Raw genomic sequence first — 26,828 nt, 5'->3', positions numbered from 1 at the left:
GCATCCCGCCCCGCCTGTCGTGTGTTGCCTGTTATACGCAAATTGCGCAGCCGCAACGGCTACGCAACCACAGGTTCCCCCACCTGGACTCGAACCAAGACTAAGGGTTCCAAAGACCCGTGTGCTGCCATTACACCATGGGGGAATTGGGCGCCGCAGCGCCCACAAAGCACTATTATGGCATACCCGCTGGTCACCGGCACACAGCTGCAACCATCTTATTCCGAACGCGGATAGGCCAAAGGTATATCAGCCCCATGATACCGGGGATAGTTTTCAAAAAGCCTGGCCACAGAACCATCGCTGAAAACAGCTTTCATGGCTCCGGCAAGAAGCGGGGCGATAGACAGGACCGTCAGGCCCTTCCATCTTTTCTCAGGAGAGATCGGAACTGTATCAGTCAAAACCACTTCGCAGGCACCGCAATTCTTCAGGCGCTCCACAGCAGGATCCGAAAGGACACCGTGGGTCGCCACAACGATAACAGATTTTGCCCCAGCCTCAAGGACGATTTTTGTCGCTTCAGCAATCGTACCGCCCGTATCAATGAGGTCATCAACGAGGACGCAGTCTTTGCCGGAAACATCGCCCACAACGCGGTTGGCCACGGTATGGTTGGGACGGGTAATATCGCGGGTCTTATGGATAAATGCCAGCGGGCAGCCCCCCAGACGCAGCGCCCACTGTTCTGCAACACGGATACGTCCCGCATCAGGCGACACCAGGGCCACATTATCAAGCGGTACACGTGTACGCACATATTCAACAAGTACGGGCATAGCCTGCAGATGGTCTACGGGACCGTCAAAGAACCCCTGGGACTGCGCAGCATGCAGGTCAACAGACATAACACGGTCTGCACCGGCGGTTTTGAACAGGTCGAAAACCAGCCGGCAGGTAATAGGCTCCCGGCCGCGATGTTTCTTATCCTGGCGGGCATACCCGAGCATAGGGCACACCGCTGTGATGGACCGGGCCGATGCACGCTTGAGCGCATCGATCATGATCAGCTGTTCCATGATCCATTTATTGATAGGATCTGTATGGCTCTGCATAACAAAAACGTCCGCACCACGAACAGATTCCGTGTAACGGACGTACATCTCACCATTAGCAAAGTCATAAGCAGTCGTTTCCAAAACATCGATTCCAAGATATTTTGCAACATCCTGCGCAAGTTTGGGGTCTGCCCTGCCAGTGACCAAAATGAGGTTTTTGTCCGGCTGGCCTTCAAGAACTACGCTCACCATGTCTCCATTATTCGCAGTGTTTGGAACAACTCCATACTAACAGGCAGATAACCCAAGAAGGGGCTCTGTGCGTCGGCATCAATGCGCGCTACGGTAAAGGCCATGTTTATCAATATATTGCACCACGCCATCAGGGACCAGGTACCATACCGGTTCCCCGTCGCGTGCCCGGCGGCGTATATCCGTAGAAGAAATCGACAGGGCAGGGATCTCCATAAGGTCCACAGCATGCCCGGGGGCACCGGCTTTTTTCAGGTCAAGGGAGTACCCGGGGCGGGACACCCCCACAAAATGCGCGAGGTCCCACATCTCACCGGCATCTTTCCACTTCATGATCTCCGTAAGGGCATCTGCACCGGTTATAAAGAAAAGTTCGGCATCTGGGCGCAGCTGCCTGATATCGCGCAGCGTATCGATAGTATAGGTGACCCCCGGACGGTCGATATCTACGCGCGACACAATGAACTGCGGATTCGATGCTGTTGCGATAACGGTCATGAGATAACGGTCTTCTGCATTCGTTACATCCGCATCAAGCTTGAATACAGGCCTTCCTGTGGGGACAAAAATCACTTCATCCAGATCATATACCCAGGCAACTTCAGATGCTGCAACAAGATGCCCGTTATGGATCGGGTCAAAAGTGCCGCCCATGATGCCGACTCTGGGGATATCGTGCCTATTCCCCCGTGCAGAAAGCCTTTTACGATGCCTGACGCCTGTTTCACTGCTGAGGTCAGACATACTGCGTTCAGAAGCACCTACAGGAGGGGTATTGCCGGGACCCCGCCCTGCCCTTCCTGATCCTGCATCATCCATTATGCGTTTTTGCCCTTTCCTACCATACCGGATGCTCCTTCTGCCCTATCGCCTGATGTACCGGTATCTGCTGCACCCGTCGGAGCCTGCGTTATATTTGTTGATGTTACCGACACTGCCGATCCTGCCGTACCGCTGTCAGCCTCCAGGTTCTGCACGATCTGTTCGGAAGCGATCCCCTGGTCCTGCATATCTAGGTACTCCCGGGCACCAGATTCTATCTGGTCCATATCGTTATTCCACTCTTTTTCTACGTATCGGCGGACTTCCGCATACGTCGGCAGAGGGAAATCCGGCTGGTAGACTTTGCGCACATTGCCTACACACTCGCTTATCCGGTTGAGGTCCTCCGCCATCGTATCGGCATCGCCGTTCTTCTCCCCCTGCCGGAATTCATCAATATATTTCTCAATTGTTTCAATATCAGCTGCAACCGAATCAAGGCTTTCGTCAGGTATATCCTGGACATCCCGCGAACCCGGCTGAGGCCATCCGATCAGCATAGCATCGGCATATTCAAGCGCAGCCCGCTGGGCTACAGTAGGAAGCCCGTCTTCTATAGTCACTACGAAAACGTAACGTACAGTACTCAGCCTTTCAGAAACGATACGCAGCCACAGCTGCGGCTGTTCACGTTCCAAACGCTTGATGTCCTCTTTGGGATAGCTCATAATAATCCCATTGTTCCAATCACTGAGGACGAAAATGTATTACGCACAGGTCTTAACAGCTTAATAGACTGTGGTTATGGAATCCTTTCACAGCACACGCAGCACAGAAAGTCATTTGACGTCCAAACAGGCGATACTGAAAGGCATCGCGGATGATGGCGGGCTGTTCGTCAATGATTCGTTAGCTGGACATTATATTGATGCGTCTGCATTAGCCGGAAAAAGCTATGCTGATATTGCGCGGACAGTGCTGCATGCGCTCCTGCCCGATTTTACCGGGCAGGAACTGGACGGATGCATTGCCGGCGCATACGGGGATGCCTTTGACGATCCGCGCATCGCCCCAGTGCACAGGGTTGCAGCCGCAGACGGTACGCATAGAGCACACCATTACATCCTTGAACTCTTCCATGGCCCTACATGCGCCTTCAAAGATATCGCCCTGCAGATACTCCCCCGGTTCATGGCACAGGCTGCGGCCGCAGCTGAGCCCGCAGACCCCAGTGCCGGTAAACGCATCATGATCCTCACAGCTACCAGCGGCGACACCGGAAAGGCAGCCCTGGCAGGATTTGCCGACTGCCCGGGAACGGCGATCACGGTTTTCTACCCGGAAGGGAAAGTCAGCGATATCCAGCGCCTGCAAATGGCCACGCAGCCCGGCGGCAACGTCCGGGTCTGCGCTGTCAGAGGGAATTTCGACGACGTCCAGACTGCTGTCAAGCATATTTTTACAGATCAGCCCCTGGCAGACAGGCTTGGCACAGAGGCCCATACGCTGCTGTCCAGCGCAAATTCAATCAATATAGGCAGGCTCGTCCCCCAGGTAGCTTACTACTTTTCTGCATACGCACAGCTGCTTGAAACCAACGCAGTTGCTGCCGGCATCCCGGTTGATTTTATCGTCCCAACCGGCAATTTCGGCAACGTCCTTGCCGGATATTACGCCAGGCTCATGGGCCTCCCTGTGGGGAAGCTCGTTGTAGCCAGCGACAGGAATAATGTCCTTTATGATTTCCTGACAACAGGCATATACAACCGTAACCGCGCGTTTTATGCAACATCCTCCCCGAGTATGGATATTTTAGTCTCTTCCAACCTCGAGCGCATGCTGTACTACGTGTCCGGCGGCGATACGGCGCTGATCTGCCGCCTTATGGATGATCTCGACAGGACCGGCAGTTTCAGCATATCTCCAAGCCTTCTGGCAGAAATCCGGGAAATATTCAGCTGCGGGTGGGCAGATGAAAATGACGTTACGTCCGCTATTGCCAGCTGCTGGGAATCCTACCGTTATGTAATCGACCCCCATACAGCATGCGGCTATCATGTTATGATGCAGTCGCAGGGGAACAGCCCTGAAAGGCCGCAGATACTGCTGTCTACTGCGAGCCCCTACAAGTTCCCTCGGACTGTCCTTAACGCCCTGGACAGTATTCGCGGCAGCGTTCCCGGCGAAGCCGGCGCGCTCGCGGCCCCAGGCAAAAACGGGCTGTCGGACTTTCAGTATATGGATATTTTAAGTTCTGTAAGCGGCACTGTGCCTCCGGCGCAACTGCGCAGTTTAGACAGCGCCCCGGTCCGGTTCAATGACACAGTAGATATTGCCGATATGGCCGGCTATGTAGAACAGGCAGCGGGCTGAAGTGTCACGTTGGATCCTGTATATCGCAGATTTTTATTCCAGGACGCTGGTTTCAAGCAATTCGCGCGCATGGTCAAGCGATGCCTGCGTATCCGTCCCGGAAAGCATCCGGGCTATTTCTTCAACACGGGCGTGACCCGATGCTTCGGTTACATCCGTATGCACTGCCGTATCCGTCCCGTCCTGCTGGCCCCCCCTACGCACTACATACTGTGTATCTGCCCATGAAGCGACCTGTGCCAGATGGGTCACCACTATTACCTGTGAGCCCTCAGCAAGCTGTGCAAGCCTCTTCCCCAGCTCGACAGCGCTTTTGCCGCCGACACCCGCATCGATCTCATCAAAAATCAATGTTGGTGCTGTGCCGCCCGCTGTGACGGCGGGCACCCCGTCCCCCTGCTTATGCCCTCCGCGCTGCATATCAAAAGCAACGAGTTCAAGCGCAAGCATAAGGCGGCTCAGCTCGCCGCCGGAAGCGCTTTTCCCCATAGGGAGCTGAGGGGATCCGGGGAAAGGGGTGAAAAAGAAAGAAATTGTATCTTCCCCCCATCCATCCGGCTGTGCTTTGCGCTCTACCGTAATATCAAGCCTGGAACCTTCCATTGCAAGGGATCCCAGTTCTTCATTGACCCGGGAAGAGAGTTCCTGCGCGCACTCAGAACGTTTCCGGGAAAGCGCCTCCGCTTTTTTATGCGCCTCAGCCCTGAGCGCTTCACGTCTGGCCCGCAGCTCCTCGATACGCTCGGGTGATGCATCAAGGTCTTCAAGGTCATAACCGGCTTTCTCCCGCCACGCCAGGACATCATCAAGCGTTGGCCCCCACCGTTTTGTAAGCTCATCCAGATCATGGATGCGCCCATTGATATCATCCAGTTCCTGCGGACTTACATCGTCAGGTATCTGGTGCGCCAGCGAAAATATAATATCCTGGAGGTCTTCATGAAGGGATGTCAGCCTCTGTGCTTCATCCTTAAAAACTTCCCTGGCAGACGATGATTCGAGGGTGCGGACTGCACGGTCTATGCGGTCCGCCGCTCCAGCGCCATCCATACCTGAATCCGCCTCAGACGCATCCAGCGCCTCCAGCGCGCTGCTGACGGCTGTTGCGATATCGGCTGCATTTTCGATCCGTGTACGCCGGGCCTTAAGCTCTTCATCTTCGCCTTTTTGAGGGTCAACAGAATCAATACGCCCAATAGATTCACGCAGATAATCAGCCTGGGCCTGCGCCTGTGACTGCTGCTGTATTATCCGTTCCAGCTGCCCATCCGCCTCTTTCACCGCTGCATAAGCCTGCTGATACTGGTCAAGCTCACTGCCGTCCCGGGCACATCTGTCAAGGAATTCACGCTGCCGGGAAGCAGAGGCAAGCTTCAGCTGTTCAGCCTGCCCATGGACAGTAACCGTATATGTGCCCAGCCCCTGCAGAACCGAGCGCGGCACGCTTTTCCCATTGACCACTGACCGGGAACGCCCGGCTGAAGGGACACTCCGTGAAATGAAAAGCTCGCTGTCCTCGCAGCCGGCACCTGCCTGACGGGCGAAGTCCTGCACCGGGCCGTTTTCAGAAACATCAAAAATCCCCTGTACCCACGCCTGTTCAGCACCGGGAGAGACCCGTTCCGACTGGGTACCTGCCCCCGACAAAAGCTGTACCGCGCTCAACAGCATGGATTTGCCCGCACCGGTTTCACCGGTTATTGCCGTCATACCGGCATGAGGATGCAGGACGGCATGGTCAATCGGCCCAAGAGAGCGTATCTCAAGCTCTTCCAGCATATGACCTCCTAATCCTCATCAGCTCTGAAATCATTGAACATGCGGTATTGGTCCATCTCGCTGAGCCCGTCATTGATAGCCTGGTTAAAACCACCCGTGCCTAGGTAATGGGGGAAATGGATGAATTTTTCTGTTCCGGATGCACGGCTGCCCCCGACAGTATTCTGCAAAGGCCCGCCGTTTTCAATACGGCGTTCAGCCTGCTCCCTCCAGCCGACAACAGGCAAATTAAACTTGGTTACCAGACGGTCAGCGAACAGGGCGCCAGACAGCCGTGCCAGCCGGAGCGTATCAGCTGATTCCCTGACTGTAATGCGCGAATCGGCAGGTACAGTATGCACCCGCCGCCCGTCACAGGTCATGACTGCATCATCACCCTGCACCTCAAGCACATGTATCCCAAAGCTGGACTCGGAACCCGCGATAAGAGGGCGTGTAAAGAGTGCATGTGCTGCGATAGGCAGCAGTTCCAAGGCTTTCACCCCTGGCCAGATTATCGGGCCGCCGGCAGAAAACGCGTATGCTGTAGAACCTGTAGGCGTAGAGGCGATGACCCCGTCGCATCCGAAAGAACTGACTGCAACATCATCAACTGTGATCCCCACCTGGATCATCGGGCTGTTTGCGCCATGGTAAACGACGGTATCGTTCAGGGCCCAGTCATGTACAGGTTCGGGCCTGTGGGGAAGCCACAGTTCAACATCCGCGATCATGCGTTTTTCGATCGTATAATCTTTTTCAGCGATCCGTTTTATCGCCTTGCTGATCTCAAAACTTTCAAACTCAGCGAGAAAACCTATATGCCCAAGGTTTATGCCGATCACAGGGACCTGCGTCCCCTTGACTATCTCGACTGCACGCAAAATAGTGCCATCTCCGCCCAGGACAACGACGATTTCAGCGGAAGGGTCAACAGAAAAGCCTTTTCTGCCGGCAGGCTGTGTGCCATCGCTATCACTGTCAAGTACCGTAACGGAAAAGCCATATGCCCCCAGAAGCCGGGCAACCTGGCTGACTATCGGCGAAGAAACGGCAAACCGTTTGTGCGTTACAATATATGCTATCCGCTCGGCCATGGCCCTCCCTGGCAGTATGTTATCCAGTTATTATATACAGCTGTTTATAGTTTAAATGATTTACTGTATTTATCAGCTTTCGGTAATATCACGCATGTTATCCACCGTAATCCACAGCAGGTATTCCCGGTTCCCATGCAACCCTGTAATATCGGACGGAACACAGCCACGCACAGTGAAACCGCTGCGGCGCGCATACCCGAGGACTTTGTCCACAGCACTGCGGCTGAGGCTGCTGCCGGTAACGATCCCGCCTTTCCCCAGGTTCCCCCTGCCGACTTCAAACTGAGGCTTGATAAGCAGTATGGCAGTAAACGCACGCGCACCCTCTTTGAGGGCTGCAAGCGCTATGCGCTGCAAAGGCGGGATAATAAAGGCAAGGGAGATGAAAGACACATCGGAAACAGCGTAATCAGGCAGATACGGCAGATCCTGCGGCACAGTATCACGGAAATTTACCCCGCTCATCTCAAAGACCCGCGGATCTTCCGCTATCTTGGGGTCAAGCTGCCCGTGCCCAACATCCAGGGCAATGACTCTCTGCGCCCCCTTGTCTAAAAGTACCTGTGTGAAGCCGCCGGTAGAAGCACCGATATCAAGGCATTTCCTGCCCGCCGGCCTTTCAAGCCCTTCGGGGCCAAAAGCGTTATAGGCGCTTAAGAGTTTGGCTGCACCCCGCGAAACATAGTGGGAATAATCAAAACCGCCCATAAAAGCGGGCTGCTGCCGTGCACTAGGCAAGGGGGATATCTCAATAGTATCTGTGCTGCTTACTATGAAAGACGGCTTCATGCAGAGTTCCGAATTAACACGCACACGGCCTTCTTCAATAAGCGCCTGTGCGCGGGTCCGCGACCGGCATAATCCCCTTTCCGCAAGCGCTTTATCGCACCTCATATCACTGTGCCCCTGTGCGGATATGCTATGACTGCTCATCCAGCTCTTTCTGCAGGGACCCAAGGACTGCGCGGTAGCCGCTGATTACTTCGCTGAAATCGGCATCGCCGAGCTTCTCCAGCTGAGGGAATCTATCGGATAAAGTTATGCTTTCCTCCCCGTCCTGTACAGCATCGGCAGCACTGCCTGCAGTACTATCCTGGGGGCTCCTGTTATCAGTATCCATGCTTATTTCCTTATGATCCATCTTTGCTGCAGCCGCATCAGGGTTACTGCAGCCTGTCTGAAAACTGCGGTATCTGCAGACTGTGAAGGTCAGCATCATGATTATCTGCAGCATCCCACGCAGCCGAAGCTGCGGCCCTTAAAGCATCCAGCGAATTAATGGGCCCGGCAACATGCTGCCCTGATATTTCAACCATCAGAGCTTCACCTCGGACATACGCAAGGGCATCCCCGCATATGAATGAAACACCGCTGACGTCCCCATGCTGAGGGATATCCGTACGGACGACCTGCGGCTGCCTGCTATTCAGCCCCTCAAGATCGGCACATATATAAGATGGTCGCAGCAGCGGCTGTGCCTGTATTATCTGCCGGGCATCTGCAACCCCGGTAAGCACGACCGCGCTGTCATAGCCGCCGCGGTTTGCAGCCTCAATATCCGTATCAAGCCTGTCCCCGACCGGAAGGCATTCTTCAACAGGTACGCGGCTGCCGGACGGGCTGAACATATCCCGTGCAATATGGTACATATGGGCTTCGGGTTTCCCGGCTGAGGCCTCCGGCTCCTTCCCGGTAGCAATGGATACAGCCTTGATCAGCGCGCCGTTACCGGGCGCGATCCCCTCTTCACGAGGGATCGTCAGATCGCGGTTCGTAGCAAAATACCGAGCTCCGGCGTTGACGGCATACGAAGCCTGCGCAAGCTCCTTCCATGAGATATCGGGGTACCACGACTGGATGACTGCCTGGGGGCGGTCCGCAGCCCGGCTGCACACCTCAAGGCCGGCCTTCCTGAGCTCATCTTTCAGATGGCCCTTCCCAACAACAAGCACTGTACCGCCCTGTCCAAGGGCTTCTTTGAGCATATGGGCACTGACCATTGCCGATGTAATAATATCGCTGTCTTCCAGCCCAATACCAAAACTGCGTATCTGTCCGGCAACCTGTGCCGGATACCGTGAAGGGTTGTTCGTCGTATAGGCGATATGCATACCGGCGTTTTCCGCCTTCCGGATGCCTTCGGCAGCATTTTCAACAGGATGCGCCCCGCGGTAAACCACTCCGTCCAGATCTAAAAGGGCAAGGGAATACCGGGAGCTGAGCGGCTCCTGAGTCCCTTTGATAATCGTCGGATAATCCATCTCTAGAGTGCTTCCCCGGTTTCCTCGGTCTCCCTGGTCTCTTCAGTTTCTTCAGCTTCTTTGATTTCTCCGGCCTCCTCAGCCTGGCTGCTGCCCTCCTGGCCTGCATCCTCATGCCTGTAAAATTCCGCAGGATCGATCCCAAGCCCGCGAAGCATGTCATCGTCAATATTCTCCATATCGTTATCGATCACATCATCGCTGAGCGCATTATCATCTTCAGCAAATTCGGATTCCAGCCTGTCCAGCAGCGGATCCAGAGCACGGGCAGCATCTTCATTGCCCGATTCTTCATTAAAATACTGCTCGGCCTGCACGGCACGCATCCTGTAGGCGCCTCCCACCCCCTGGGCATGTGCAAGCGCGTGGGCTACCTCAACCGCCTTATCATATTTACCCAGGTCTGCCAGAGCACCTGCATATACCAGGAACATTTCAGCTTTGGATTCTCCGCGCAGATACCGCGCGTCATCGGAAGTAGCCATTTCTATAGCCTTTTCAGGCTCGCCGAGCCCCCGCTCACAGTCGGCCATAAACGGCAGATAATCATTGAAACCGTTCATACGGTATGCTGTCCTGAATTCGCGGAGCGCAAGCTTATAGTCCCCCGTGCGGTACGCTATCAGCGCCAGGGTCTCCCGTGTCAGGTCAATCCGGGAAGCCTGGCGTACTATCCATTGCGCGTGCTCAAGCGCCGCTTCCGGATCGGTCTCCTCCAAAGAATAAGCGGCAAGCATGTGGAGCCCGATATTCTCTGCGTGCTCTTTGCTCAGCCCCCTTAAACGCTCTTTTTCATCCCTCGACAGCATCGACCACTCCATGCCTTTAGGCATTTTAGGTTCGCCGGGGCGCCTGTCAGTATACGGATTCTGCGATGGGTAAGACACCGTACCGTCAGAATTCCTGCGCCCTGAATCGTAATTTGCGGATGACTGCCTGCCCTGATGGTTCCCGCGCTCACGCTTGTCAATGCGCCCGCCGGACCTGTCAAAACGGCCGGTGAATCCCCTCCTGCCCTCATTGCGTTCCTGATTACCCCTGTCATGCGATCTGCCGGAATGCCCGGAATTGCCATGCCCTTGAGAATGGCTGCCATAAGAGGAACGGGAAGGCTTCTTCCCCGTACGGTCCCTGTCTCCGCTGTGATAACCCTTCTCACTGCCAGCCCCGCGGTTAAAATGCCTGGCACCGCCGTGCCCATTGCTGCTGCCGCGATGGCCGCCGGCATGGCTGCCGCCGCGGGTCCCTCCGCGTGAAGAGGATGACGATCCCTGGGAATTACGCGAATGCCTGCTATTTTCTGCCATTAGTGTACCTCCACAACCCCAAGGGCTTTCTTCCCGCGGCGCAGGAGCACAAAACGGCCGTGCAGGAGGTCAGACCCCCCGACAGCCTGTTCGGCATCTTCAACGCGCCGGTTATTAATGTATACGCCGCCTGAAGCGACAGTTTTCCTGGCTTCAGAAACCGACCTGAACAGTCCCGCAGCCACAGCTGCCTCGGTCACACGGCTTCCGGATGCCACCTGGGCAAATACTTTGCCGCCCTGCCCATCCGCGACCTTCAATCCGTCTACTGATGCCTCAAAAGTATCAGTATCAACAGCATCAAGGGCAACCTCACCCCGTCCAAACAGGGCCTCAGCAGCATCGATCGCACCCCGGGCTGCTTTATCCCCGCGGACAAAGCTTGTAACTTCCCATGCTAAGGTACGCTGCGCCTCGCGCGCCCCCGGATTCGTATCAACTTCACGTTCCAGCCGCTCAATTTCTGGCTTAGGCAGGAAAGTAAAGAATTTAAGGAGTTTAATAACTTCACTGTCAGGCTGGTTATACCAGAACTGATAGAAACGGTATGAACTGAGCATTGCCGGGTCAAGCCAGATCGCCCCGCCTTCGGATTTGCCGAATTTCTTCCCCTGCGAATCTGTGATAAGCGGCGATGTCATAACATGGACATTGGCTCCGCGTACTTTACGGATCAGGTCCAGTCCCGAGACCAGGTTCCCCCACTGGTCAGCACCGCCCGTCTGCAGGGTGATGCCATATGTGTCATACAGATAGAGGAAATCATTGCCCTGGAGGACCTGGTAGCTGAATTCAGTAAAAGATATGCCTTCCTGGGAATTCAGCCGCCGGGCAACAGTATCCTTGGCAAGCATTGTCCCCAGACGGAAATTTTTACCGACATCCCTGAGGAAATCAATAGCCGATATATTCCCGGTCCAGTCGTAATTATTAAGGAAAGTAACTGCATTGTCGCCGCTGTTGATAAGGAGGGGGCCTATCTGCGCACGTAAGCTCTCCACCCAGGCGCCAACAACATCTTTAGGGTTCAAAGTACGTTCGCCGGACTGGCGGGGATCGCCTATAAGGCCCGTCGCACCGCCGACAACGGCATATGCATGATGCCCCGCCTCCTGGAGGTGCCTCATAAGGAGGACTTGTACAAGATTGCCGATATGCAGCGAGGCAGCACTGGGATCAAAACCCGTATAGAAAGAGATCGGCTCCCCGTTAAGCGCCTGGGCAAGCTGCTGACGGTCCGTAGACTGGTTGATCAGACCGCGCCATTCCAGCTCATCACAAAGCGTATTAAAGCCGGCTTCCTTATAGCTGCATACCTGTGCCATGAAAACTCCTCGCTGCTGAATTACGTACCAATTCTGTCAAATATCCGAGACAGGAAAGGCCGCAGGCGTGCGTCTGAGGACAGCCTCACAGGCAGTTTCAGGAAAGCGCCTCGAGAAGGTGCGCCCTGCCTTTTATTTTATTGATTCTTCGTCTTTAGTATTGTCGCCGGATGCAAGGGCCAGTACCCAGATACTGCGGTTGCGCGCCGCCTCTTCGCTGCGTGCGACCATGATAATGGTGTCATCCCCGGCTATGGTCCCCAGGATATCCGAAAGTATCTGGCGGTCAATAGCGCTTCCCACATATTCGGCAGCACCCTCCGAGGTCTTGATGACTATGGTGTTCTGAGCATAGTCCACAGAAGTTACCAGGCCGTTGATAACTCTGGCAAGGCGCTGTTCGCTGCGGTTGAAATCTTCAGCAGCCAGAGCCCTTTTACCTTCAGCGATCAGGGTGTAGGCCGACTGTGTCTCCATTTTGCGGGTGAATCTCTGGATCTCATCCCTGGTAGGGAGGGCGTAAGCAACAGAACCGTCGTCATGATGGACCTTGATGGCTTTCATCTCATCCAGATCACGGCTCAATGTAGCCTGGGTGACGGTAATCCCCTGCTGCGACAGTAAAACCTGCAGCTGCTGCTGAGAATTGACGTCCTGTGAATTAAGAATTCGCTCTATGGCATCTCTGCGAGCTACTCTTGTTGAAGGTCGGGTGTCACCTTGTAACATAAGATTCCTTACTTAATATTTTTTCTTTCTATTATATATGTTTTTGGCGCTATTAAGCAAAAAAACTTCGATTTTATAGTTTCTTTCATCGGCTTAATTATTTATGCTGCTGCCTCATTCAGCAGCTATTTTTCAGCAGCCCTGAAACGGCCGACAGCTGCCTCAGATACAGCTGTACCACCCTATGCAGCCGATTATCCGCGGCTTTGCAAATAATCTATAAAATTGTTGAGTATCGCGCTAAGCTCTTCAACAGTATGCCCTGTCATGATCCACCATACGATAAAAGCAATCTCTGCAGCAGAAAGGATGAGCGCGATAACCGCAAGCACCCTTCCGCGCATATGGAACATTCTGGCCCGCGGTATAGCAAGGCCGGCCAGGAACAGTGCAAAGGGCTGCAGCATAAAAATAGAGAGGACAAGCGACCATATTGCCATCGCTGACCACCGCCCGTACAAAGGGTTCTTATCCGGGTCATCAGGCTTAAACTCGGAAAGCGGGATCTGCTGCCCCTGCCGGTTATAGAAAAATGGCTGCTGGAAGCCAAAATTGCCGGAAGGCTGGTTACTGCTGCCGGCAGGGCCGCCGCCGTTGCCGGATGTATTCACCGCGCGCCGCGTGTCCTGCTGCTGTGTACCAGGCTGCGCGCCGGTGCCGCCCTGGCGGCCCTGCTCGGCTCCGGATTTTTCTGTTTCGGGTTTCCCGTACACATATGGGTCCCAGCCGGGATATTTATTGGACATCTGTCCGTATTCAGGCGGATCCTGCTGCACAGAGCCGCCGGCAGGAGCGCTGGAAGCTGAAGGTGCACTGCTGCCCGGCTGCGGCGGGATCCCGTTGGGATCCCCGTTAGTGTTGCTGCTGTCGCTCATATGTACCTGCACCTCTTCGCATTATCTGCTGTTATGTATATATACCATACGCGTACTATACGCCTGTACCCCGTATAGTATACACGATTGCCCCTTATCCGGCCCTATACTCGGCTAGGCGCGCAATCTGGCGCCTAAAGCGGAAGCTGCTTCAACGATAGCAGCACGGATCCCGTCAGCGTCCTCAGGCGTCAGAGTCCTGTCAGAAGCGCGGAAAGTAACCGAGTAGGCAAGCGATTTCTCATCAGCCCCTACCTGGCCGCCGCTATACACGTCGAAAAGCTCGACTGATTCGCAATATTCACCTGAAGCATCGCGGATCGCGGTTTCCAGCTGCTGAGAAGTTATGCCCTTATGGACTGTGAAAGCAAAATCCTGGTGGACCGGCGGATATACGGAAATATGCTGTGCCTGCAGCGGCCTGTACGTGATCTTGCTGAACAGTACTGTGAGATCAACCTCGAATGCTGCAGAATGTTCCGGGAAATCCATGTGGCTGTTGACCTGCGGATGCAGCTCCCCGAGTACCCCTACACGCGTCCCGTCAGGGAGTTCAGCGTAGGCGAACCTTCCCGGATGCCATTGTGCCGGCACGTCTTCAGGGGCAGGCTGGATGAACCGGATATCCGCCCCAAGCCTGTCAGCCAGGCGGCGGACCACTTCAGCTGCATCCGTCCAGTCTACCGGGCGGGGCTGTCCCAGCCAGCCGGGTTCCTCAGCATGCCCTGTAAGTATCCCTGCAATATGCTCAGGCTGATGCGGCAGCCCCGCATCAAGGGCCTCCAGCTGTTCAGGTGACGGTTTCCGGCCGCCGGGAAGGGCAGGTATAGCCGGCGCCTGCGGGTCACGCTCAAATACGTGCCCCAGCTCGAATAAACGTACACTCCTGTTTCCTCTGCCTATATTGCGCTGGACTGTGCGCGCCAGAGTTTCAAGTACGGCGCGCCTCAGGTAAGGGCGGTCCGCAGCTAGCGGGTTTTCGATCTCAACGCTGACCGCCGCCTCTTGGGCCTCATCAAGGTTGAAACCTTTGAAATCTGAAGGGCCGACAAACGGATAGCTCCACACCTCAGTCAGGCCGTATTCGGCTGCTGTATCCGCACTCCAGCGGCGGCGGATCTGGTCAGGCGTCAGGCCTGTTTCCCCCTCTACAGCAACTGCGGGTATGCGGACAGGGATGTTATCGTACCCTACCAGCCGGGCTATCTCTTCCACCAGGTCACAGGGGAACTGCAGGTCGGGGCGCCATGCAGAGGGTTCCACAAGAAGCTCGCCGTTACCGCCGCCGCCCAGACTGCAGCCGATATCTGTAAGGATCTCGGAAATCTTGGATACTGAAATATCCAAAGCTGTCAGGCGTTTCACTTCGCTTGTCTTGAAACGGATGGAAGGCATCTCCACGGTCTGATCGTAGTCTGCGGGAGTATCAGATGCCTGCCCTCCGCAGATTTTTACAATAAGCTGGGCCGCCTCTTCAGCGGCAGCCGGCTGGAGTTTTGTATCAACACCGCGTTCAAAACGGCGTGAAGCCTCAGATGGGATCTTATGGCGCCGCGCAGACCGCGCAATTGATACGGGATCAAAATGGGCAGATTCAATAAGGATATTTGTGGTCTCCTCCGTCACCTCACCGTACATACCGCCCATAACGCCTGCAATGCCGAGTATCCGGGAACCCTGAGCGTCGTCAGGGGAATCAGTGATGAGCAGATCCTCAGGGGACAGATTATGGCCTTTGCCATCCAGGGTCGTCAGCTGCTCCCCTTCCCGGGCGCGGCGCACAACTATCGGAGGGGCGATCTTATCAAGATCATATGCGTGAAGCGGCTGCCCCAGGTCAAGCATCGCATAATTCGTCACATCAACTACCGGGGACAGGGAACGCATCCCGCTCCGCTGCAGGCGGTGTGCCAGCCAGCGGGGAGTCTTCACAGTATTATCTATCCCGCGGACTGCACGTGCATAATAGCGGTCACAGCCCTGGACACCATGGATGGGCTGGCTGTCGCTGATAATTACTTCAATATCACGGGCACTGCCCGGATCATGCGATACAGCCGGTGCCGCCTCGCCAAGCGTCTCCACGGGGTCTGTAAACTCTGCGCCAGTCGAGTGATGGAATTCCCGGGCAACACCGCGATAGGAGAAGGCATACCCCCGGTCAGGGGTGATATTGATCTCCAGGACAGGCTCTCCGAGCCCGAGAAGCCCCATAAGGTCATCACCCGGTTTGAGGGCTTTATACTGGCTGTCGCTTAATCCACAGCTGTGGAGCAGGATGATCCCCTCATGGTCATCGCTTATCCCCAGCTCCCGGGCAGATGCGCACATACCTTCCGACATATGGCCATATGTTTTGCGCGGTTCGATCCTGAAGCCGCCGGGAAGCACAGCACCGGGGAGGGCTACAGCAACCTTTTCCCCCTGTGCAATATTGGGCGCACCGCAAACAATGGAACGCGGTACCGTATTCCCTTCGCTGTCCTGGACATTGTAAGGCCCCACATCAATATGGCACCAGCTGATAGTTTTGCCGTTCTTCTGCGGCTCTTTGACAAGGTCTTCGACATATCCGACCACGATGGGGCCGGTAACATCGCCTTCATGTACAGCTTCTTCTTCAAGCCCGACTTTCACCAAGTCAGCAGCAAGCTGTGCATAAGTCTCATTTTCGGGGATACTGACGTGCTCACGCAGCCATCCCATATCGATCAGCGGCATTTGACTACTCCCTAACGATCATACTGCTTACTTTATGTTTACCTGTGCAAAACGCCTACTCGCCCATGACGAACTGCTGGCTGAAACGCTGGTCGCCCTCAACCAGGTCATGCATATCATCAATATCATGGCGCAGGAGCAGGGTACGCTCCATCCCGACACCGAATGCGAAACCTGAATAGGCTGAAGGGTCTATCCCGGCGGACATCAGGACCCTGGGATTGACCATACCGCAGCCTCCCCATTCGATCCAGCCGGCCCCGCCTTTTTTGTCGGGGAACCACAGATCCATCTCCGCGCTGGGCTCGGTAAAGGGGAAGTATGACGGGCGCAGGCGTGTCCGTGCCTCAGGGCCGAACATCGCAACAGCCAGTTTGTCAAGCACCCCCTTCAGGTCTGCCATGGTGAGGCCCTTATCTACCGCGAGTGCCTCGCACTGGTGGAATACCGGCGTATGCGTAGCGTCAAGCTCATCCGTCCTGTATACACGGCCGGGGCATGCGATGTACAGAGGCACGCCGCGTTCGAGAAGGGAACGCGCCTGCACAGGGGACGTATGGGTCCGCATGACCATATTCGATCCGGTAAACCCGGCAGAATCTTTTGCCTGGTTCCCCTTGATATAGAAAGTATCCTGCATCTGACGCGCAGGATGGTCAGGGCCAAAATTGAGCGCATCAAAATCATGCCACTCCGTTTCCACCTCAGGCCCTTCTGCTATCTGCCACCCCATAGAAACAAAGAAATCTTCAACATCTTCAAGCAGTTTAGGAAGCGGATGCCTGGCCCCTATGGGATGGCGGCGTACAGGCTGTGTCATGTCCACTGTTTCAGCGGCCAGTTTTTTCTCCTCTTCCTCCTGTTTAAGCTGATTTTCACGCGCACCATAAGCACGGCCAAAATCAGCACGGAGTCTGCCGATAAGTTTGCCTGCATCTTTTTTCTGATCCGGGCTGAGCCCGCCTATCGCCCTGCTCGCGCGTGCAAGTTCAGAGGCACCGCCGGTATACTGGGCACGGAAAGCATACAGTTCATCCAGATCCGAAGCATTAGTAACTTTCCCGATACCCTCATCCACAGCAGCTGTTACTCTGTCGGCATTAAATTCAAGAGCCTCTGACACGACTCGCCTTTCCATTGCATACTCTACATCATGTCCATAAACACAAAACGCCAGCCCTGCCATAATTGCTGCAGCAGCCTGCGCAGCTACGGAAGTTCGCTGACGTCATTGTTCAATGGATTCTGAAGTATAATTATCCCCGTCTAGTGCGACATGACGCGCCATAGCATACGTATACGCGATCACAGAAACGCTCATCGCCACATTCAGGGATTCGGCTTTGCCGTACAGGGGGATGCGTACCGCTGCATCACAGCGGCTGATCATAGTATCCTCCAGCCCCCGAGCCTCGTTACCGAAAAGGATGGCAGAAGACGGGAACCCCTTGCTATCAGCGGCATGGACAGCTTCAGACAGCTCCGCAACAGGGTTATCCGGCGTACCGTAGGCATCTGCAGCAATAACGGTGATCCTATTGCTGCGGGCAAAATCGAAAAACTCATTTTCGCCCATACTGGCAACTGGAAGATGGAACAGCGACCCCGCTGCTGACCGCACAACTTTAGGGTTAGTGATATCTACGCAGTCGCCAATAAGTATGACACCGTCGCAGCCCGCCGCATCAGCAGTACGGATGATCGTACCGGCATTGCCGGGGTCGCGCAGCTCCCAGCAGGCAATATAGAACCCGCCTCCGTGTGCATGGACATGCTGCGGATCGGGCTGCAGGAAATGATCCGCCCCCGTAAGGACGGAAGAGCTGCCGACAACAGCAAGTATCCCTTGGCTGTCAGGGCTTATGAAAGATATGGTTTTCCCGGTGCACAGGTGTACATAAATACCCGCAGCATCAGCATCTTCAATGATCTGCCGGACCGTGCCGCCATTCACACTGCTTAGAGATACATCAGCATACACATCAAGCACACCATCAGGCGCATACCGTACAGCCTCACGCACGCCCTGGGGGCCTTCAACAAGGAAACGCTGCGTTTCCCTGCGGTTTTTCTGCCGGAGCAGGGATGCTGCTTTATGTATCCGCCCGGCATGAGGGTTATCAAGTACTTCTGTATACACAGGCATACTGCCTATCTTATGCCTATCTTGCATACAAATATCCAATGCATACAGAACAGCCCGCTGCATACCGTGCAGCGGGCCGTTATCCGTTTCAGCAGCAGGCCGGCTGTCTTTACCGGCCGAAGGAAGGCCTAGAACCCAAACTCATGGGCAGTAGAACGCAAAGTTTCAGCCGAACGCTTCAATGCTGCAAGCTCCTCATCGCTTAACGGCGTGTTCAGATGGGAGTTGACGCCGTTACGGTTCAGCAGGGTCGGTACTGACATGCACACATCGGAAATACCATGGAAATCGTCAAGAAGCGAGCTCACCGGAAGGATGCGGTCGGAATCCTGCATGATTGCCTGGATGATGTCAACAGCAGACATGGCAATAGCATAGTTGGTGCTGCCCTTGCCTTCAATGATTTTATAAGCAGCGTTCTTCACATCCTGATGGATCTTTTCGCGCACTTCAGCGGTAAGCGGCTCATGCCCTTCGATCTCTTTCCAGTCGAGCATGGGGACGCCGCCGATAGTCGCGGATGACCACAGCGGGACCTCGGAATCGCCATGTTCACCGGCGATATATGCGTGGACATTCTTGACATTGACACCGGTCTGCTGGCCAAGGAGGAAACGCAGGCGAGCAGAATCCAGGTTGGTCCCCGAACCGAACATCTGGTTCTGCGGAAGGCCAGAAAGCTTCAGCGCTACATATGTCACGATATCCACAGGGTTGGTGATCAGCATGAAAATAGCATTAGGGGCCACTTCCACTGCACCGGGGATAATCGACTTCATAATGTTGATTGTTGCGCCGGCAAGGTCAAGCCGTGACTGGCCGGGCTTCTGGCGGGCACCGGCAGTGATAACAACGATGTCGGCATCGCGGCATATTTCGATATCATCCGAACCGTCAAAAGTCACTGTCGGATAGAAGCTTGATCCATGCTGCATATCAAGCACTTCAGCCTCAACGTGTTTTTTATCTATATCTTCAAGGACGATTTCACGCGCAACACCGTGCTGGGCAGCTGCAAAAGCAGTGGTCGAACCAACAGCACCTGCGCCGATGATAGCCAGTTTCGTAGGACGGCGATAACTTTTTTCCACAATAACCTCTTTAGGATCAGAATTGTTACTTTTCCGTATGAACCCTTAAAATCCGCGGTTTGTGACACACGGACTGCATTGGGCACAACACCGGAACCAGTGCTAATTATAGCGCTTCAGTATGACGACAGCAATGCGTAAGCCGGCGCGCAGGATGGAGCACAAAGGCTCCCGCCCTGCCTTATCCTGCGAAGCCGGAAACACTATGATCTGCAGAAGATATTCCCGCTGTATCATGGGATGCCCCGTTGGCAGATGCTGCAACTTCCGCGCTGGCAACAATGTGGGCTGCAAGCCGGCTGTCAACATCTGCTGTCAGATGTATACCTGTATCACCGTATTCGACCTGTCCAACACTGCCGAACTGCCTGGCCCGCGAAACCAGATCCCCTCTGGTATAGGGGATCACGGCATCTACATGTACACCCGGCTGCGGAAGTCTGGATTCTACAGCTTTGCGCAGCGCGTCTATGCCTTCCTCGGTCAGTGCAGATATGAAGAACGCATCAGGAACCAGGTTTTTCAGCCGCTGAAGGGCAGCCTCATCAATACAGTCTATTTTATTGAACACAATGAGCGCCGGGGTACCCTCTATCCCCGGGATATCCTGCAGGACATCATTAACAGCGTCAATCTGGGAGAAAGGGTTGGGATGCGAAGCATCAACAACATGGATGATCACACTGGCCCCGGCAGCCTCCTCCAACGTAGATTTGAATGCTTCGATCAGCTGCGTGGGCAGCTGGCGGACAAACCCTACAGTATCCACATACATAAAACGCCTGCCGTTTGCCGCTTCGCTATGACGGACAGCAGTATCAAGCGTTGCGAACAGCGCGTTCTCCACCAGTTCATGCGAACGGGTCAGGCGGTTGATCAGCGACGATTTGCCGGCATTGGTATAGCCGACCACAGCTACCGTAGGCAATGAATTGCGGCGGCGTGACCCGCGTTTGATATCGCGTGCAGGGGCCATTCGGGCTATCTGCCTGCGCAGGCGCGCCATACGTGTGCGGATCACACGCCTGTCAAGTTCGATCTGCGTTTCGCCCGGGCCGCGCGAGCCAATACCGCCATTAGCTCCGGCAGACTGCCCACCGGCCTGCCGGGACAGGGCTGCACCCCAGCCGCGCAGCCGCGGGAGCATATACTCCAGCTGGGCCAGCTCCACCTGCGCCTTGCCTTCGCGGCTTGTTGCGTGCTGGGCAAAAATATCAAGGATAACTGCTGTCCTGTCTACTACCTTGACTTTGGCCACATCTTCCAAAGCACGCCTCTGTGAGGGCGGCAGATCCGCATCAACTATGATCGTATCGGAATCTGTTGCTGCCACTATTGCAGCGATCTCATTCGCCTTGCCCTTGCCTACATAAGTAGCAGGGTCAGGCTTGAACCGGTGCTGGAGCACGCCTTCCATCACCTGCGCTCCTGCTGTCCTGGCAAGCGCCGCCAGCTCACGGAGCGATTCTTCAGCCTGCGCCTGCGTTGTTTCCCTGCTGGACCACACCCCCACCAGAACAACACGCTCCAGCCTGATGCGCCTGTACTCGACTTCCGTGACATCTTCCAATTCGCCAAGGCCTGTAACGCGCTTCAGCTCGTTGCGGCCTTCACGTTCTTTCCAGCCTTCATCATCCTGCTGGCGCGCAATAGCACCGTTGGAACGGCTGCCCGCATGGGCACTGTTAAGGAGTATCTCCGACTGGCTATCCAGCACGGAGCCCAGATCAGTATTACGGCGTCCCGCCTTCCTGGTGCTCTTATAGCTCGCTTTTGACTTATTAAGCTGCCTGTTCCTGTTTTCTGTCATTGCGCCTTTCAGTTTTACGCACTATATGTATCTTATGGCTACAAGTTTACCTGCGCCTGCTACTTATCCCGCTTCCGCATTTCCCTTAAGGCACAGCACTCTCCCTCTGTTTTTACTGCTGGTCTGCGCTGGACGCTTTACTGCCCATAATAGCGCCGATCTTATTATTCAAGTCACGGGCAGCTGCGGCGTCTGCCTCACGCAGCCTGTTATCCGTCTCGATAACAGCGGCTGAATCCTTTTCAACCAAATTCCTGAACGCTTTCAGCCCTTCGACTATAGCGGAGCATACAGGGTCATCATGCTTTTCTACTCCGCTGACGGTATCCGCCTCTCTGAGTTTTTCCGGGGAGAAATCCGTATAGCCGTCAAGCCCCTTTTTCATTTCTGCAGTCACTGCTGCGGCCTCCCCTGATGTTTGGATCGTCCCGTCTGTCATAATGGCTCCTCCGTTACTGTTTTTGGCCGCTATTGGATAATTTACCGGTTTTGCTGAAAGCCGTACTATCTTCGGCCTTTATACCGTTCCTTGCGGAACCGTCCATATGCCTCATCAAGTTCATGGATCCTATGTATGGATTCTCGTTCAAAAGCTTCATATGTTTCATCGATCTCCCTTAAGGCACAGTCACGGGCATACGCCATGTCATCAAGCTCGCTGAATGCTGCACAGCGCTGTGACTCCAAAAGGCCAGCTTCACCGCTGAAATATTCATCTATCAGCCCCTCTGCGGCAAGCTCATTAACGAAACGCACAGTATCAGCTACACAGCTATTGGCCTCCAGCCACTTTTCCTCCATACGGCTGTATTCGGAGATTACTGCGGAACGCTGCTCCTCCAACGCATCCCGCCGGGCACGCAATTCCCTGCTGATATCTGCATATGCGCTGTCAAACTGGCTCTGGCTGCGGATATTGGCGTAATCACTGCTGTCCATGATTATTTCCCTGCCTCGAAGTCAGATCTCAGCTCAAGATAATAAAAAGATTGCGAATCCTTGTTAAGGATAAAATAATAATTAGAAATTCCTCGAAGATCAGCAACCCTATCACCCTTGTGATGCACTATTCCGTGAATATCTGGCATATCATACTTGTATACTAGGTCTGCTTCTTGGTAACACCAGTGGGCGAACTGTGGAACGTTTGACTGCCCAGCAAAGCTTTCTTTGACATGCTTCTGCCAGTCACGGCCATAATACCTGCGGAACTCTTCCACACTGGTTATTTCCCTAGGATGCAGCCTGTTGTAAATACTTATAACATGCCTCAACTCACTCTCTTTACCCGGCTTAACCGGATCCTCAAACCACATATCAGGGTCTTTACGCTCTTTAAACTTTTCAGATACAGGCTTAGCTGCATTATCATACATACCGCCTCGCCCCTCACCCATATCCTCCCTATAATAACTGGACATATTATAAACCAGCCTTAACTGCTCCCACTCACGTTCCTCCTCGCGCCGCTGATAATACCTGTGCACAGCGTATCCAGCTATACCAAGGATTATGGCAAAAAGCGCCATCAAAGCAATAGCCCTGCGAACATACCAACTGTGAGGCAAAGGCTCTTTTACAGATACGGCCTTGATATCCCTGTCACCCATACCTATCTCCCCGCTTCAAACATAGATCTCAGTTCAAAATAATCATATCTACCGTCAGCACCTGTATAGTAACTATAGTTAGAAGGAGGATCCTTAACTGCTGAACCTGCCTTATGGAAACTACGCTCTATACTGCCATAATCTTTTTTGTATACCAGGTCTGCTTTTTGGTAACACCAGTGGGCGAACTGTGGAACGTTTGACTGTCCAGCAAAGCTTTCTTTGACATGTTTCTGCCAGTCACTGCCATAATACCTGCGGAACTCCCCCACATTAGTCTTCTTTTCAGGATATAAACCGTTATAAATATCCATCACATGCCTCAACTCACCCTCTTTACCCGGCTTAACCGGATCCCCAAACCACGCCCCAGCATCTCTGTTCTTCACAAAATCATCAGAGACAGGCTTAACCACTTCACCATACATACCGCCTCGCCCCTCACCCATACCCTCCCTATAATAACTGGACATACTACGAATAAAATACACATATTCCTGCTCACGCCGTTGACAATACCCATACACAGCATATCCAGCCATACCAAGGATAATAGCAAAAAGCACCATCAAGGCAACAGTCCTGCGAACATACCACAACCGGGTCACACGGTCATCCAAAAAAGAAGATCCACCACCCCGACTTACCATAACTATCTCCCCGCCTCAAAATCAGATTTTAGTTCATAATCACAAAAAGACCGTGAATCCTTACAAGTAATAAATTTATAATTAGAAGTATGCTGAATATCCTTAACCTCATCGCCCCTATGATGCATCACACCATGAATATCCACTACATCATATTTATACACTAAAACCGCATTACGCTTACACCAATCAAGGAAAGCTGGCACATACCCATCTAGTGCCAGAGGTTTAGCCATACCTTTTATAAAATCATCATAATCAAGAGGCTTACTACTGGGTACGCAATAATCTCGAGGAATAGCATTGAAACATGCGATAGCACTACGTAAATTAATCTCCTGCTGTTGGCTAGGAATGAACATGCTGTGGCTTGGAATTGTGATTTCCGCATCATTCTGGGATAGGGAAAGATTGCTGAACGTAAAGGCAAAAACACCTTCTTGAATAAGTGCAGGATTGCTATTGGCTATATCCCTGTACGTGTCAATTGTTGTCCTTAGTTTATTTAACTTTTTTTTGTCTTCATTCTCATCAATTGCCATAGCGATGCTTCTCGCAAGCGACATCCCAGGAAACCTGTCAATAAGAAAGCCGATAGTTTTCTTAGCAACTTCTTCCATAGCACATTGTCCTACGCCAGACCAAAAACTGTAATCTTCAAGAGTATTATTTTTCTGCATATCCTGCAGTAACTTTGACACTGCAGTAGAAGACCCCACTATACTTGCATCCTGCCACATTGATTTCACAGTGTCAGTACGCTTGTTATAAGAGTAAATATACGATTGGCTTTTCATAATAACCATACGTACAGGAACCCTTTGGAGATCCGCAAGTTTATTTGTTCGAGTAAACTTGGGGCCAATAAAGTTGATATTAAAAAGCAGCCCCTCATCCCCCACATTACTAACTGTCCAAATACTCATGTCACCAGCACCGTCAGTGGTAGGTTTAATACTATCAACCATGCGCAACATCTGGCCTACCATAGCAAGATCCATCCATGTTCCCTTACATATAGTTTTGCCTTTGTAATGTAGAGGGGCAAGATCCAAATTCGAGGTATCCCCACTCCGCACTAAATCATCCGCAACCTTAACCATACAAGATAAGAATGGGCCTTTCTTATGCCCATAACCCGGTACGTAAAATCCTGTATGAGTAACAGGCTGCACACCTGGGGTATGGCTTGTTGTCTTTCCGTCACTGGGGAATGCCCATTTCAAAACTGTCTGGATGCTTTTATAGTCCGGATTATCGTTGTTGTATGTGCCGAGGGCCATTTCTTCTATCGCCCTGACGCCCGCAGCAGCCATCCCATCGGTTATGTATGCTTTGGGAAGCGCATACAGGGCTTTCCACAAATCTTCATTAAGCTTTCCATTACTGTACAGTTTCTTTGGATCTAAAGATTCCAGATCAATGCTTCCATCCTTTTTTCTGCCGAGCGCAGCCATAAGAGCTTTATATTGTGCAGGAGTCATAAATTTTTTGATATCTTCCGTATGATGCATGGCGTAATCCCTCTCTACACCATCTACCCACTCCATCTGCGGAGTCCCGCCGGAAAGAAGCAGCGCAGCATCAGCATTAGCAGCTTTCAGCAGTGATACTTTTGCCTCTGCTTCCGCATAAAATGACGCTGCTGCCTGCTGATACTGATAAAAAAGGTCAAGCTGCTTCTGCAGTCCGGTTTTAAGCGGCTCCAAAAGCGTCAGCGAACCCCCTGTCAGCTGGGACAGACGTATAGAAGAGTCGGCCTTAACCTCAGGTTTTGGTGCCAGTAAAGCATTCTGCGAGTCCCTGCATTTTGCTATCTGCCTGTAACACTCCCACAGCCGTGCAAGTAATTTGTCGGTATCGATTTCATCATGCATACCCTGGCCCCGAAGCCTGTTGATCGCTGCAAGATGGGATGAATTGCCGTTTCTCAATGCCTCCCAGGCATTCCACTGCGCACGGAGAAACGGCGCACGCGAATGTATGGTATCCTCCACAGCCGTATATGCCTTGCCCTGCAGCCCGTACTCAGACAAAGCAAGTTTGGAAAGCCTGCTGATCCTGTCCTGGCAATCTTCAAGCTTTTTTTCGATCACTGTGTTCTCTGCATTAAGAGCGCTGAGTACTTTTGTAAAATTGACCCTCACCGTAATCCTCTTTAATTGTTTCTCTGCTGCTTTTACTTTTATCTTAATAAGATCACGTATTTTTGCAAGTCAGGCACTTCAGGCGTTTTTTATCCGGCTGTTCTGCTGAAAGGGAGATGCGCGCCATTTCGGGTGTCCCCAGGTATAATGGCACGGGTCAGGGGATATCACCAGTCCGCAAACAGGGACCACAGTGGAGGCAGCATGGCTGAACAGTATTTCTCGGCAGACCCGTCCTCTGCCGACACCCGAAGCACTATCCATACTGTTATCCGCGGGATCCCTACTGATATGGCGGTATCCAACGGCGTCTTCTCCGCACACCGCCTTGATCCGGGTACCGCAGTCCTTCTCAAAGATGCGCCGGGGGCAGCCGCTGACATCAATGAAGGCAGGAAAGTCTTGAACTGCCTGGATCTCGGCTGCGGATGGGGCCCTATAGCCGTTGCGCTGGCCCGCGAATACCCCGAAGCTTCTGTATGGGCCACTGATATCAATGAACGTGCCGTTAGCCTTACCCGCTATAATGCACAGCAGAACAGGCTGGCAAACATAAAAACCGGTACCCCGGAAAGCCTTGTAACAGAGTATGGCGATGAATGGGTCCGCACCGGTTTTGACATGATCTGGTCAAACCCCCCTATCCGCATCGGGAAAGAGGCCCTCCACGAACTGCTGATGATGTATCTGCCCCGTCTGAATACCAACGGATACGCATATCTCGTTGTCCAGAAGAATCTCGGTGCCGACTCGCTTATCCCATGGCTAGATATATCATTGAATGTCGGCCCCGGGGATAAAACCGCACTTTCATCAGGCAGGGTGGGATATACGGTCCGCAAATACTCGTCATCCAAAGGCTACCGGGTAATTGAAGTCCACCGTCTCCCCGCTTCCGGAGAATCTGCATGAG

The 26,828-nt window shown here is 53.5% G+C and carries 24 protein-coding genes and 1 tRNA gene; 2 read left to right on the top strand and 23 right to left on the bottom strand.

Annotated features, from left to right (window positions below):
- Positions 1-74: 74 nt before the first annotated feature.
- The 4 genes from HMPREF9156_RS0101520 to HMPREF9156_RS0101505 all read right to left on the bottom strand — a co-directional run bounded on the left by HMPREF9156_RS0101520 (position 75) and on the right by HMPREF9156_RS0101505 (position 2,740).
- Positions 75-145, bottom strand: a tRNA-Gln gene (locus tag HMPREF9156_RS0101520).
- Positions 146-218: 73 nt separating this feature from the next.
- Positions 219-1,250 carry a ribose-phosphate diphosphokinase gene (locus HMPREF9156_RS0101515; RefSeq protein ID WP_017147385.1) on the bottom strand — a complete coding sequence of 344 codons (1,032 nt, stop codon included), beginning with the start codon at positions 1,248-1,250 and terminating at the stop codon, positions 219-221.
- A 78-nt stretch (positions 1,251-1,328) separates the two neighbouring features.
- Complete coding sequence (nadD, locus tag HMPREF9156_RS0101510; protein ID WP_007148169.1) at positions 1,329-2,069, bottom strand: nicotinate-nucleotide adenylyltransferase; 741 nt, start codon at positions 2,067-2,069, stop codon at positions 1,329-1,331.
- On the bottom strand, positions 2,069-2,740 hold the full coding sequence (locus HMPREF9156_RS0101505) for a hypothetical protein (RefSeq protein ID WP_007148168.1): 672 nt from the start codon (positions 2,738-2,740) through the stop codon (positions 2,069-2,071). Before HMPREF9156_RS0101505 ends, nadD begins: the two co-directional genes overlap by 1 nt.
- Before the next feature lie 76 nt (positions 2,741-2,816).
- Between HMPREF9156_RS0101505 and thrC the strand changes: the two genes are divergently transcribed.
- Complete coding sequence (thrC, locus tag HMPREF9156_RS0101500) at positions 2,817-4,385, top strand: threonine synthase (RefSeq protein WP_007148167.1); 1,569 nt, start codon at positions 2,817-2,819, stop codon at positions 4,383-4,385.
- A gap of 33 nt (positions 4,386-4,418) precedes the next feature.
- On the opposite strand, the gene recN is transcribed toward thrC, so the two are convergent.
- The 19 genes from recN to HMPREF9156_RS0101400 all read right to left on the bottom strand — a co-directional run bounded on the left by recN (position 4,419) and on the right by HMPREF9156_RS0101400 (position 25,915).
- Positions 4,419-6,164 (bottom strand): DNA repair protein RecN, encoded by a 1,746-nt coding sequence (recN, locus tag HMPREF9156_RS0101495; RefSeq protein ID WP_007148166.1) that lies wholly within the window; start codon positions 6,162-6,164, stop codon positions 4,419-4,421.
- A gap of 8 nt (positions 6,165-6,172) precedes the next feature.
- Positions 6,173-7,240 (bottom strand): NAD kinase, encoded by a 1,068-nt coding sequence (locus tag HMPREF9156_RS0101490; protein WP_007148165.1) that lies wholly within the window; start codon positions 7,238-7,240, stop codon positions 6,173-6,175.
- A gap of 72 nt (positions 7,241-7,312) precedes the next feature.
- The gene (locus HMPREF9156_RS0101485) at positions 7,313-8,137 is read right to left on the bottom strand and encodes a TlyA family RNA methyltransferase (protein WP_007148164.1); all 825 of its coding nucleotides are present in this window, start codon (positions 8,135-8,137) and stop codon (positions 7,313-7,315) included.
- Between the two features lie 25 nt (positions 8,138-8,162).
- Entirely contained in the window at positions 8,163-8,363 is a 201-nt protein-coding gene (locus HMPREF9156_RS0101480) for a hypothetical protein (protein WP_007148163.1), read from the bottom strand.
- 43 nt (positions 8,364-8,406) lie between these two features.
- A complete protein-coding gene (locus HMPREF9156_RS0101475) occupies positions 8,407-9,504 on the bottom strand; it encodes an HAD-IIA family hydrolase (protein ID WP_007148162.1) in 1,098 nt (365 codons plus the stop codon).
- Positions 9,505-9,506: 2 nt separating this feature from the next.
- On the bottom strand, positions 9,507-10,811 hold the full coding sequence (locus tag HMPREF9156_RS0101470; protein ID WP_007148161.1) for a tetratricopeptide repeat protein: 1,305 nt from the start codon (positions 10,809-10,811) through the stop codon (positions 9,507-9,509).
- Positions 10,811-12,136, bottom strand: a complete 1,326-nt coding sequence (tyrS, locus tag HMPREF9156_RS0101465) for a tyrosine--tRNA ligase (RefSeq protein ID WP_007148160.1) — start codon at positions 12,134-12,136, stop codon at positions 10,811-10,813. Before tyrS ends, HMPREF9156_RS0101470 begins: the two co-directional genes overlap by 1 nt.
- A 132-nt stretch (positions 12,137-12,268) precedes the next feature.
- Positions 12,269-12,865, bottom strand: a complete 597-nt coding sequence (locus tag HMPREF9156_RS0101460; RefSeq protein WP_007148159.1) for an arginine repressor — start codon at positions 12,863-12,865, stop codon at positions 12,269-12,271.
- Positions 12,866-13,059: 194 nt separating this feature from the next.
- The gene (locus HMPREF9156_RS0101455) at positions 13,060-13,740 is read right to left on the bottom strand and encodes a hypothetical protein (protein WP_007148158.1); all 681 of its coding nucleotides are present in this window, start codon (positions 13,738-13,740) and stop codon (positions 13,060-13,062) included.
- 114 nt (positions 13,741-13,854) lie between these two features.
- Entirely contained in the window at positions 13,855-16,461 is a 2,607-nt protein-coding gene (gene pheT, locus HMPREF9156_RS0101450; protein WP_007148157.1) for a phenylalanine--tRNA ligase subunit beta, read from the bottom strand.
- Between the two features lie 55 nt (positions 16,462-16,516).
- The gene (pheS, locus tag HMPREF9156_RS0101445) at positions 16,517-17,599 is read right to left on the bottom strand and encodes a phenylalanine--tRNA ligase subunit alpha (protein WP_390157034.1); all 1,083 of its coding nucleotides are present in this window, start codon (positions 17,597-17,599) and stop codon (positions 16,517-16,519) included.
- A 90-nt stretch (positions 17,600-17,689) separates the two neighbouring features.
- Positions 17,690-18,607 carry a TrmH family RNA methyltransferase gene (locus tag HMPREF9156_RS06815; RefSeq protein WP_017147382.1) on the bottom strand — a complete coding sequence of 306 codons (918 nt, stop codon included), beginning with the start codon at positions 18,605-18,607 and terminating at the stop codon, positions 17,690-17,692.
- A gap of 128 nt (positions 18,608-18,735) precedes the next feature.
- On the bottom strand, positions 18,736-19,698 hold the full coding sequence (locus HMPREF9156_RS0101430) for an L-lactate dehydrogenase (protein ID WP_007148154.1): 963 nt from the start codon (positions 19,696-19,698) through the stop codon (positions 18,736-18,738).
- A gap of 181 nt (positions 19,699-19,879) precedes the next feature.
- Positions 19,880-21,508 carry a GTPase HflX gene (hflX, locus tag HMPREF9156_RS0101425; protein WP_007148153.1) on the bottom strand — a complete coding sequence of 543 codons (1,629 nt, stop codon included), beginning with the start codon at positions 21,506-21,508 and terminating at the stop codon, positions 19,880-19,882.
- A gap of 112 nt (positions 21,509-21,620) precedes the next feature.
- Positions 21,621-21,947 (bottom strand): hypothetical protein, encoded by a 327-nt coding sequence (locus HMPREF9156_RS0101420; protein WP_007148152.1) that lies wholly within the window; start codon positions 21,945-21,947, stop codon positions 21,621-21,623.
- A 65-nt stretch (positions 21,948-22,012) separates the two neighbouring features.
- Entirely contained in the window at positions 22,013-22,447 is a 435-nt protein-coding gene (locus tag HMPREF9156_RS0101415) for a hypothetical protein (RefSeq protein WP_007148151.1), read from the bottom strand.
- Between the two features lie 2 nt (positions 22,448-22,449).
- Entirely contained in the window at positions 22,450-23,118 is a 669-nt protein-coding gene (locus HMPREF9156_RS0101410; protein ID WP_007148150.1) for a hypothetical protein, read from the bottom strand.
- 2 nt (positions 23,119-23,120) lie between these two features.
- Positions 23,121-23,660, bottom strand: coding sequence for a hypothetical protein (locus tag HMPREF9156_RS0101405; protein ID WP_231198106.1), 540 nt, complete (start codon positions 23,658-23,660; stop codon positions 23,121-23,123).
- Positions 23,661-23,770: 110 nt separating this feature from the next.
- Positions 23,771-25,915 carry a hypothetical protein gene (locus HMPREF9156_RS0101400; RefSeq protein ID WP_007148148.1) on the bottom strand — a complete coding sequence of 715 codons (2,145 nt, stop codon included), beginning with the start codon at positions 25,913-25,915 and terminating at the stop codon, positions 23,771-23,773.
- Between the two features lie 204 nt (positions 25,916-26,119).
- Between HMPREF9156_RS0101400 and HMPREF9156_RS0101395 the strand changes: the two genes are divergently transcribed.
- Positions 26,120-26,827 (top strand): class I SAM-dependent methyltransferase, encoded by a 708-nt coding sequence (locus HMPREF9156_RS0101395; RefSeq protein ID WP_007148147.1) that lies wholly within the window; start codon positions 26,120-26,122, stop codon positions 26,825-26,827.
- The last annotated feature ends 1 nt before the right edge of the window (position 26,828 follow it).

Origin of the sequence: Scardovia wiggsiae F0424 (assembly GCF_000269605.1) — a bacterium.
GTDB classification, from domain to species: Bacteria; Actinomycetota; Actinomycetes; order Actinomycetales; family Bifidobacteriaceae; genus Scardovia; species Scardovia wiggsiae.
The sequence above is the reverse complement of the archived record's forward strand: the minus strand, read 5'-3'. Positions and strand labels throughout refer to the sequence as shown.

What these genes read in the sequence shown, in the direction of transcription:
- hflX (WP_007148153.1), bottom strand. Translation starts at nt 21,508, where the DNA reads ATGACAGAAAACAGGAACAGGCAGCTTAATAAGTCAAAAGCGAGCTAT.
- HMPREF9156_RS0101455 (WP_007148158.1), bottom strand. Translation starts at nt 13,740, where the DNA reads ATGAGCGACAGCAGCAACACTAACGGGGATCCCAACGGGATCCCGCCG.
- HMPREF9156_RS0101470 (WP_007148161.1), bottom strand. Translation starts at nt 10,811, where the DNA reads ATGGCAGAAAATAGCAGGCATTCGCGTAATTCCCAGGGATCGTCATCC.
- HMPREF9156_RS0101505 (WP_007148168.1), bottom strand. Translation starts at nt 2,740, where the DNA reads ATGAGCTATCCCAAAGAGGACATCAAGCGTTTGGAACGTGAACAGCCG.
- thrC (WP_007148167.1), top strand. Translation starts at nt 2,817, where the DNA reads ATGGAATCCTTTCACAGCACACGCAGCACAGAAAGTCATTTGACGTCC.
- HMPREF9156_RS0101420 (WP_007148152.1), bottom strand. Translation starts at nt 21,947, where the DNA reads ATGACAGACGGGACGATCCAAACATCAGGGGAGGCCGCAGCAGTGACT.
- pheT (WP_007148157.1), bottom strand. Translation starts at nt 16,461, where the DNA reads ATGCCGCTGATCGATATGGGATGGCTGCGTGAGCACGTCAGTATCCCC.
- HMPREF9156_RS0101515 (WP_017147385.1), bottom strand. Translation starts at nt 1,250, where the DNA reads ATGGTGAGCGTAGTTCTTGAAGGCCAGCCGGACAAAAACCTCATTTTG.
- HMPREF9156_RS0101480 (WP_007148163.1), bottom strand. Translation starts at nt 8,363, where the DNA reads ATGGATACTGATAACAGGAGCCCCCAGGATAGTACTGCAGGCAGTGCT.
- HMPREF9156_RS0101475 (WP_007148162.1), bottom strand. Translation starts at nt 9,504, where the DNA reads ATGGATTATCCGACGATTATCAAAGGGACTCAGGAGCCGCTCAGCTCC.
- HMPREF9156_RS0101405 (WP_231198106.1), bottom strand. Translation starts at nt 23,660, where the DNA reads ATGGCTGGATATGCTGTGTATGGGTATTGTCAACGGCGTGAGCAGGAA.
- nadD (WP_007148169.1), bottom strand. Translation starts at nt 2,069, where the DNA reads ATGGATGATGCAGGATCAGGAAGGGCAGGGCGGGGTCCCGGCAATACC.
- HMPREF9156_RS0101395 (WP_007148147.1), top strand. Translation starts at nt 26,120, where the DNA reads ATGGCTGAACAGTATTTCTCGGCAGACCCGTCCTCTGCCGACACCCGA.
- HMPREF9156_RS0101415 (WP_007148151.1), bottom strand. Translation starts at nt 22,447, where the DNA reads ATGGACAGCAGTGATTACGCCAATATCCGCAGCCAGAGCCAGTTTGAC.
- tyrS (WP_007148160.1), bottom strand. Translation starts at nt 12,136, where the DNA reads ATGGCACAGGTATGCAGCTATAAGGAAGCCGGCTTTAATACGCTTTGT.
- HMPREF9156_RS0101490 (WP_007148165.1), bottom strand. Translation starts at nt 7,240, where the DNA reads ATGGCCGAGCGGATAGCATATATTGTAACGCACAAACGGTTTGCCGTT.
- pheS (WP_390157034.1), bottom strand. Translation starts at nt 17,599, where the DNA reads ATGGAAAGGCGAGTCGTGTCAGAGGCTCTTGAATTTAATGCCGACAGA.
- HMPREF9156_RS0101410 (WP_007148150.1), bottom strand. Translation starts at nt 23,118, where the DNA reads ATGGGTGACAGGGATATCAAGGCCGTATCTGTAAAAGAGCCTTTGCCT.
- recN (WP_007148166.1), bottom strand. Translation starts at nt 6,164, where the DNA reads ATGCTGGAAGAGCTTGAGATACGCTCTCTTGGGCCGATTGACCATGCC.
- HMPREF9156_RS0101485 (WP_007148164.1), bottom strand. Translation starts at nt 8,137, where the DNA reads ATGAGGTGCGATAAAGCGCTTGCGGAAAGGGGATTATGCCGGTCGCGG.
- HMPREF9156_RS06815 (WP_017147382.1), bottom strand. Translation starts at nt 18,607, where the DNA reads ATGCCTGTGTATACAGAAGTACTTGATAACCCTCATGCCGGGCGGATA.
- HMPREF9156_RS0101460 (WP_007148159.1), bottom strand. Translation starts at nt 12,865, where the DNA reads ATGTTACAAGGTGACACCCGACCTTCAACAAGAGTAGCTCGCAGAGAT.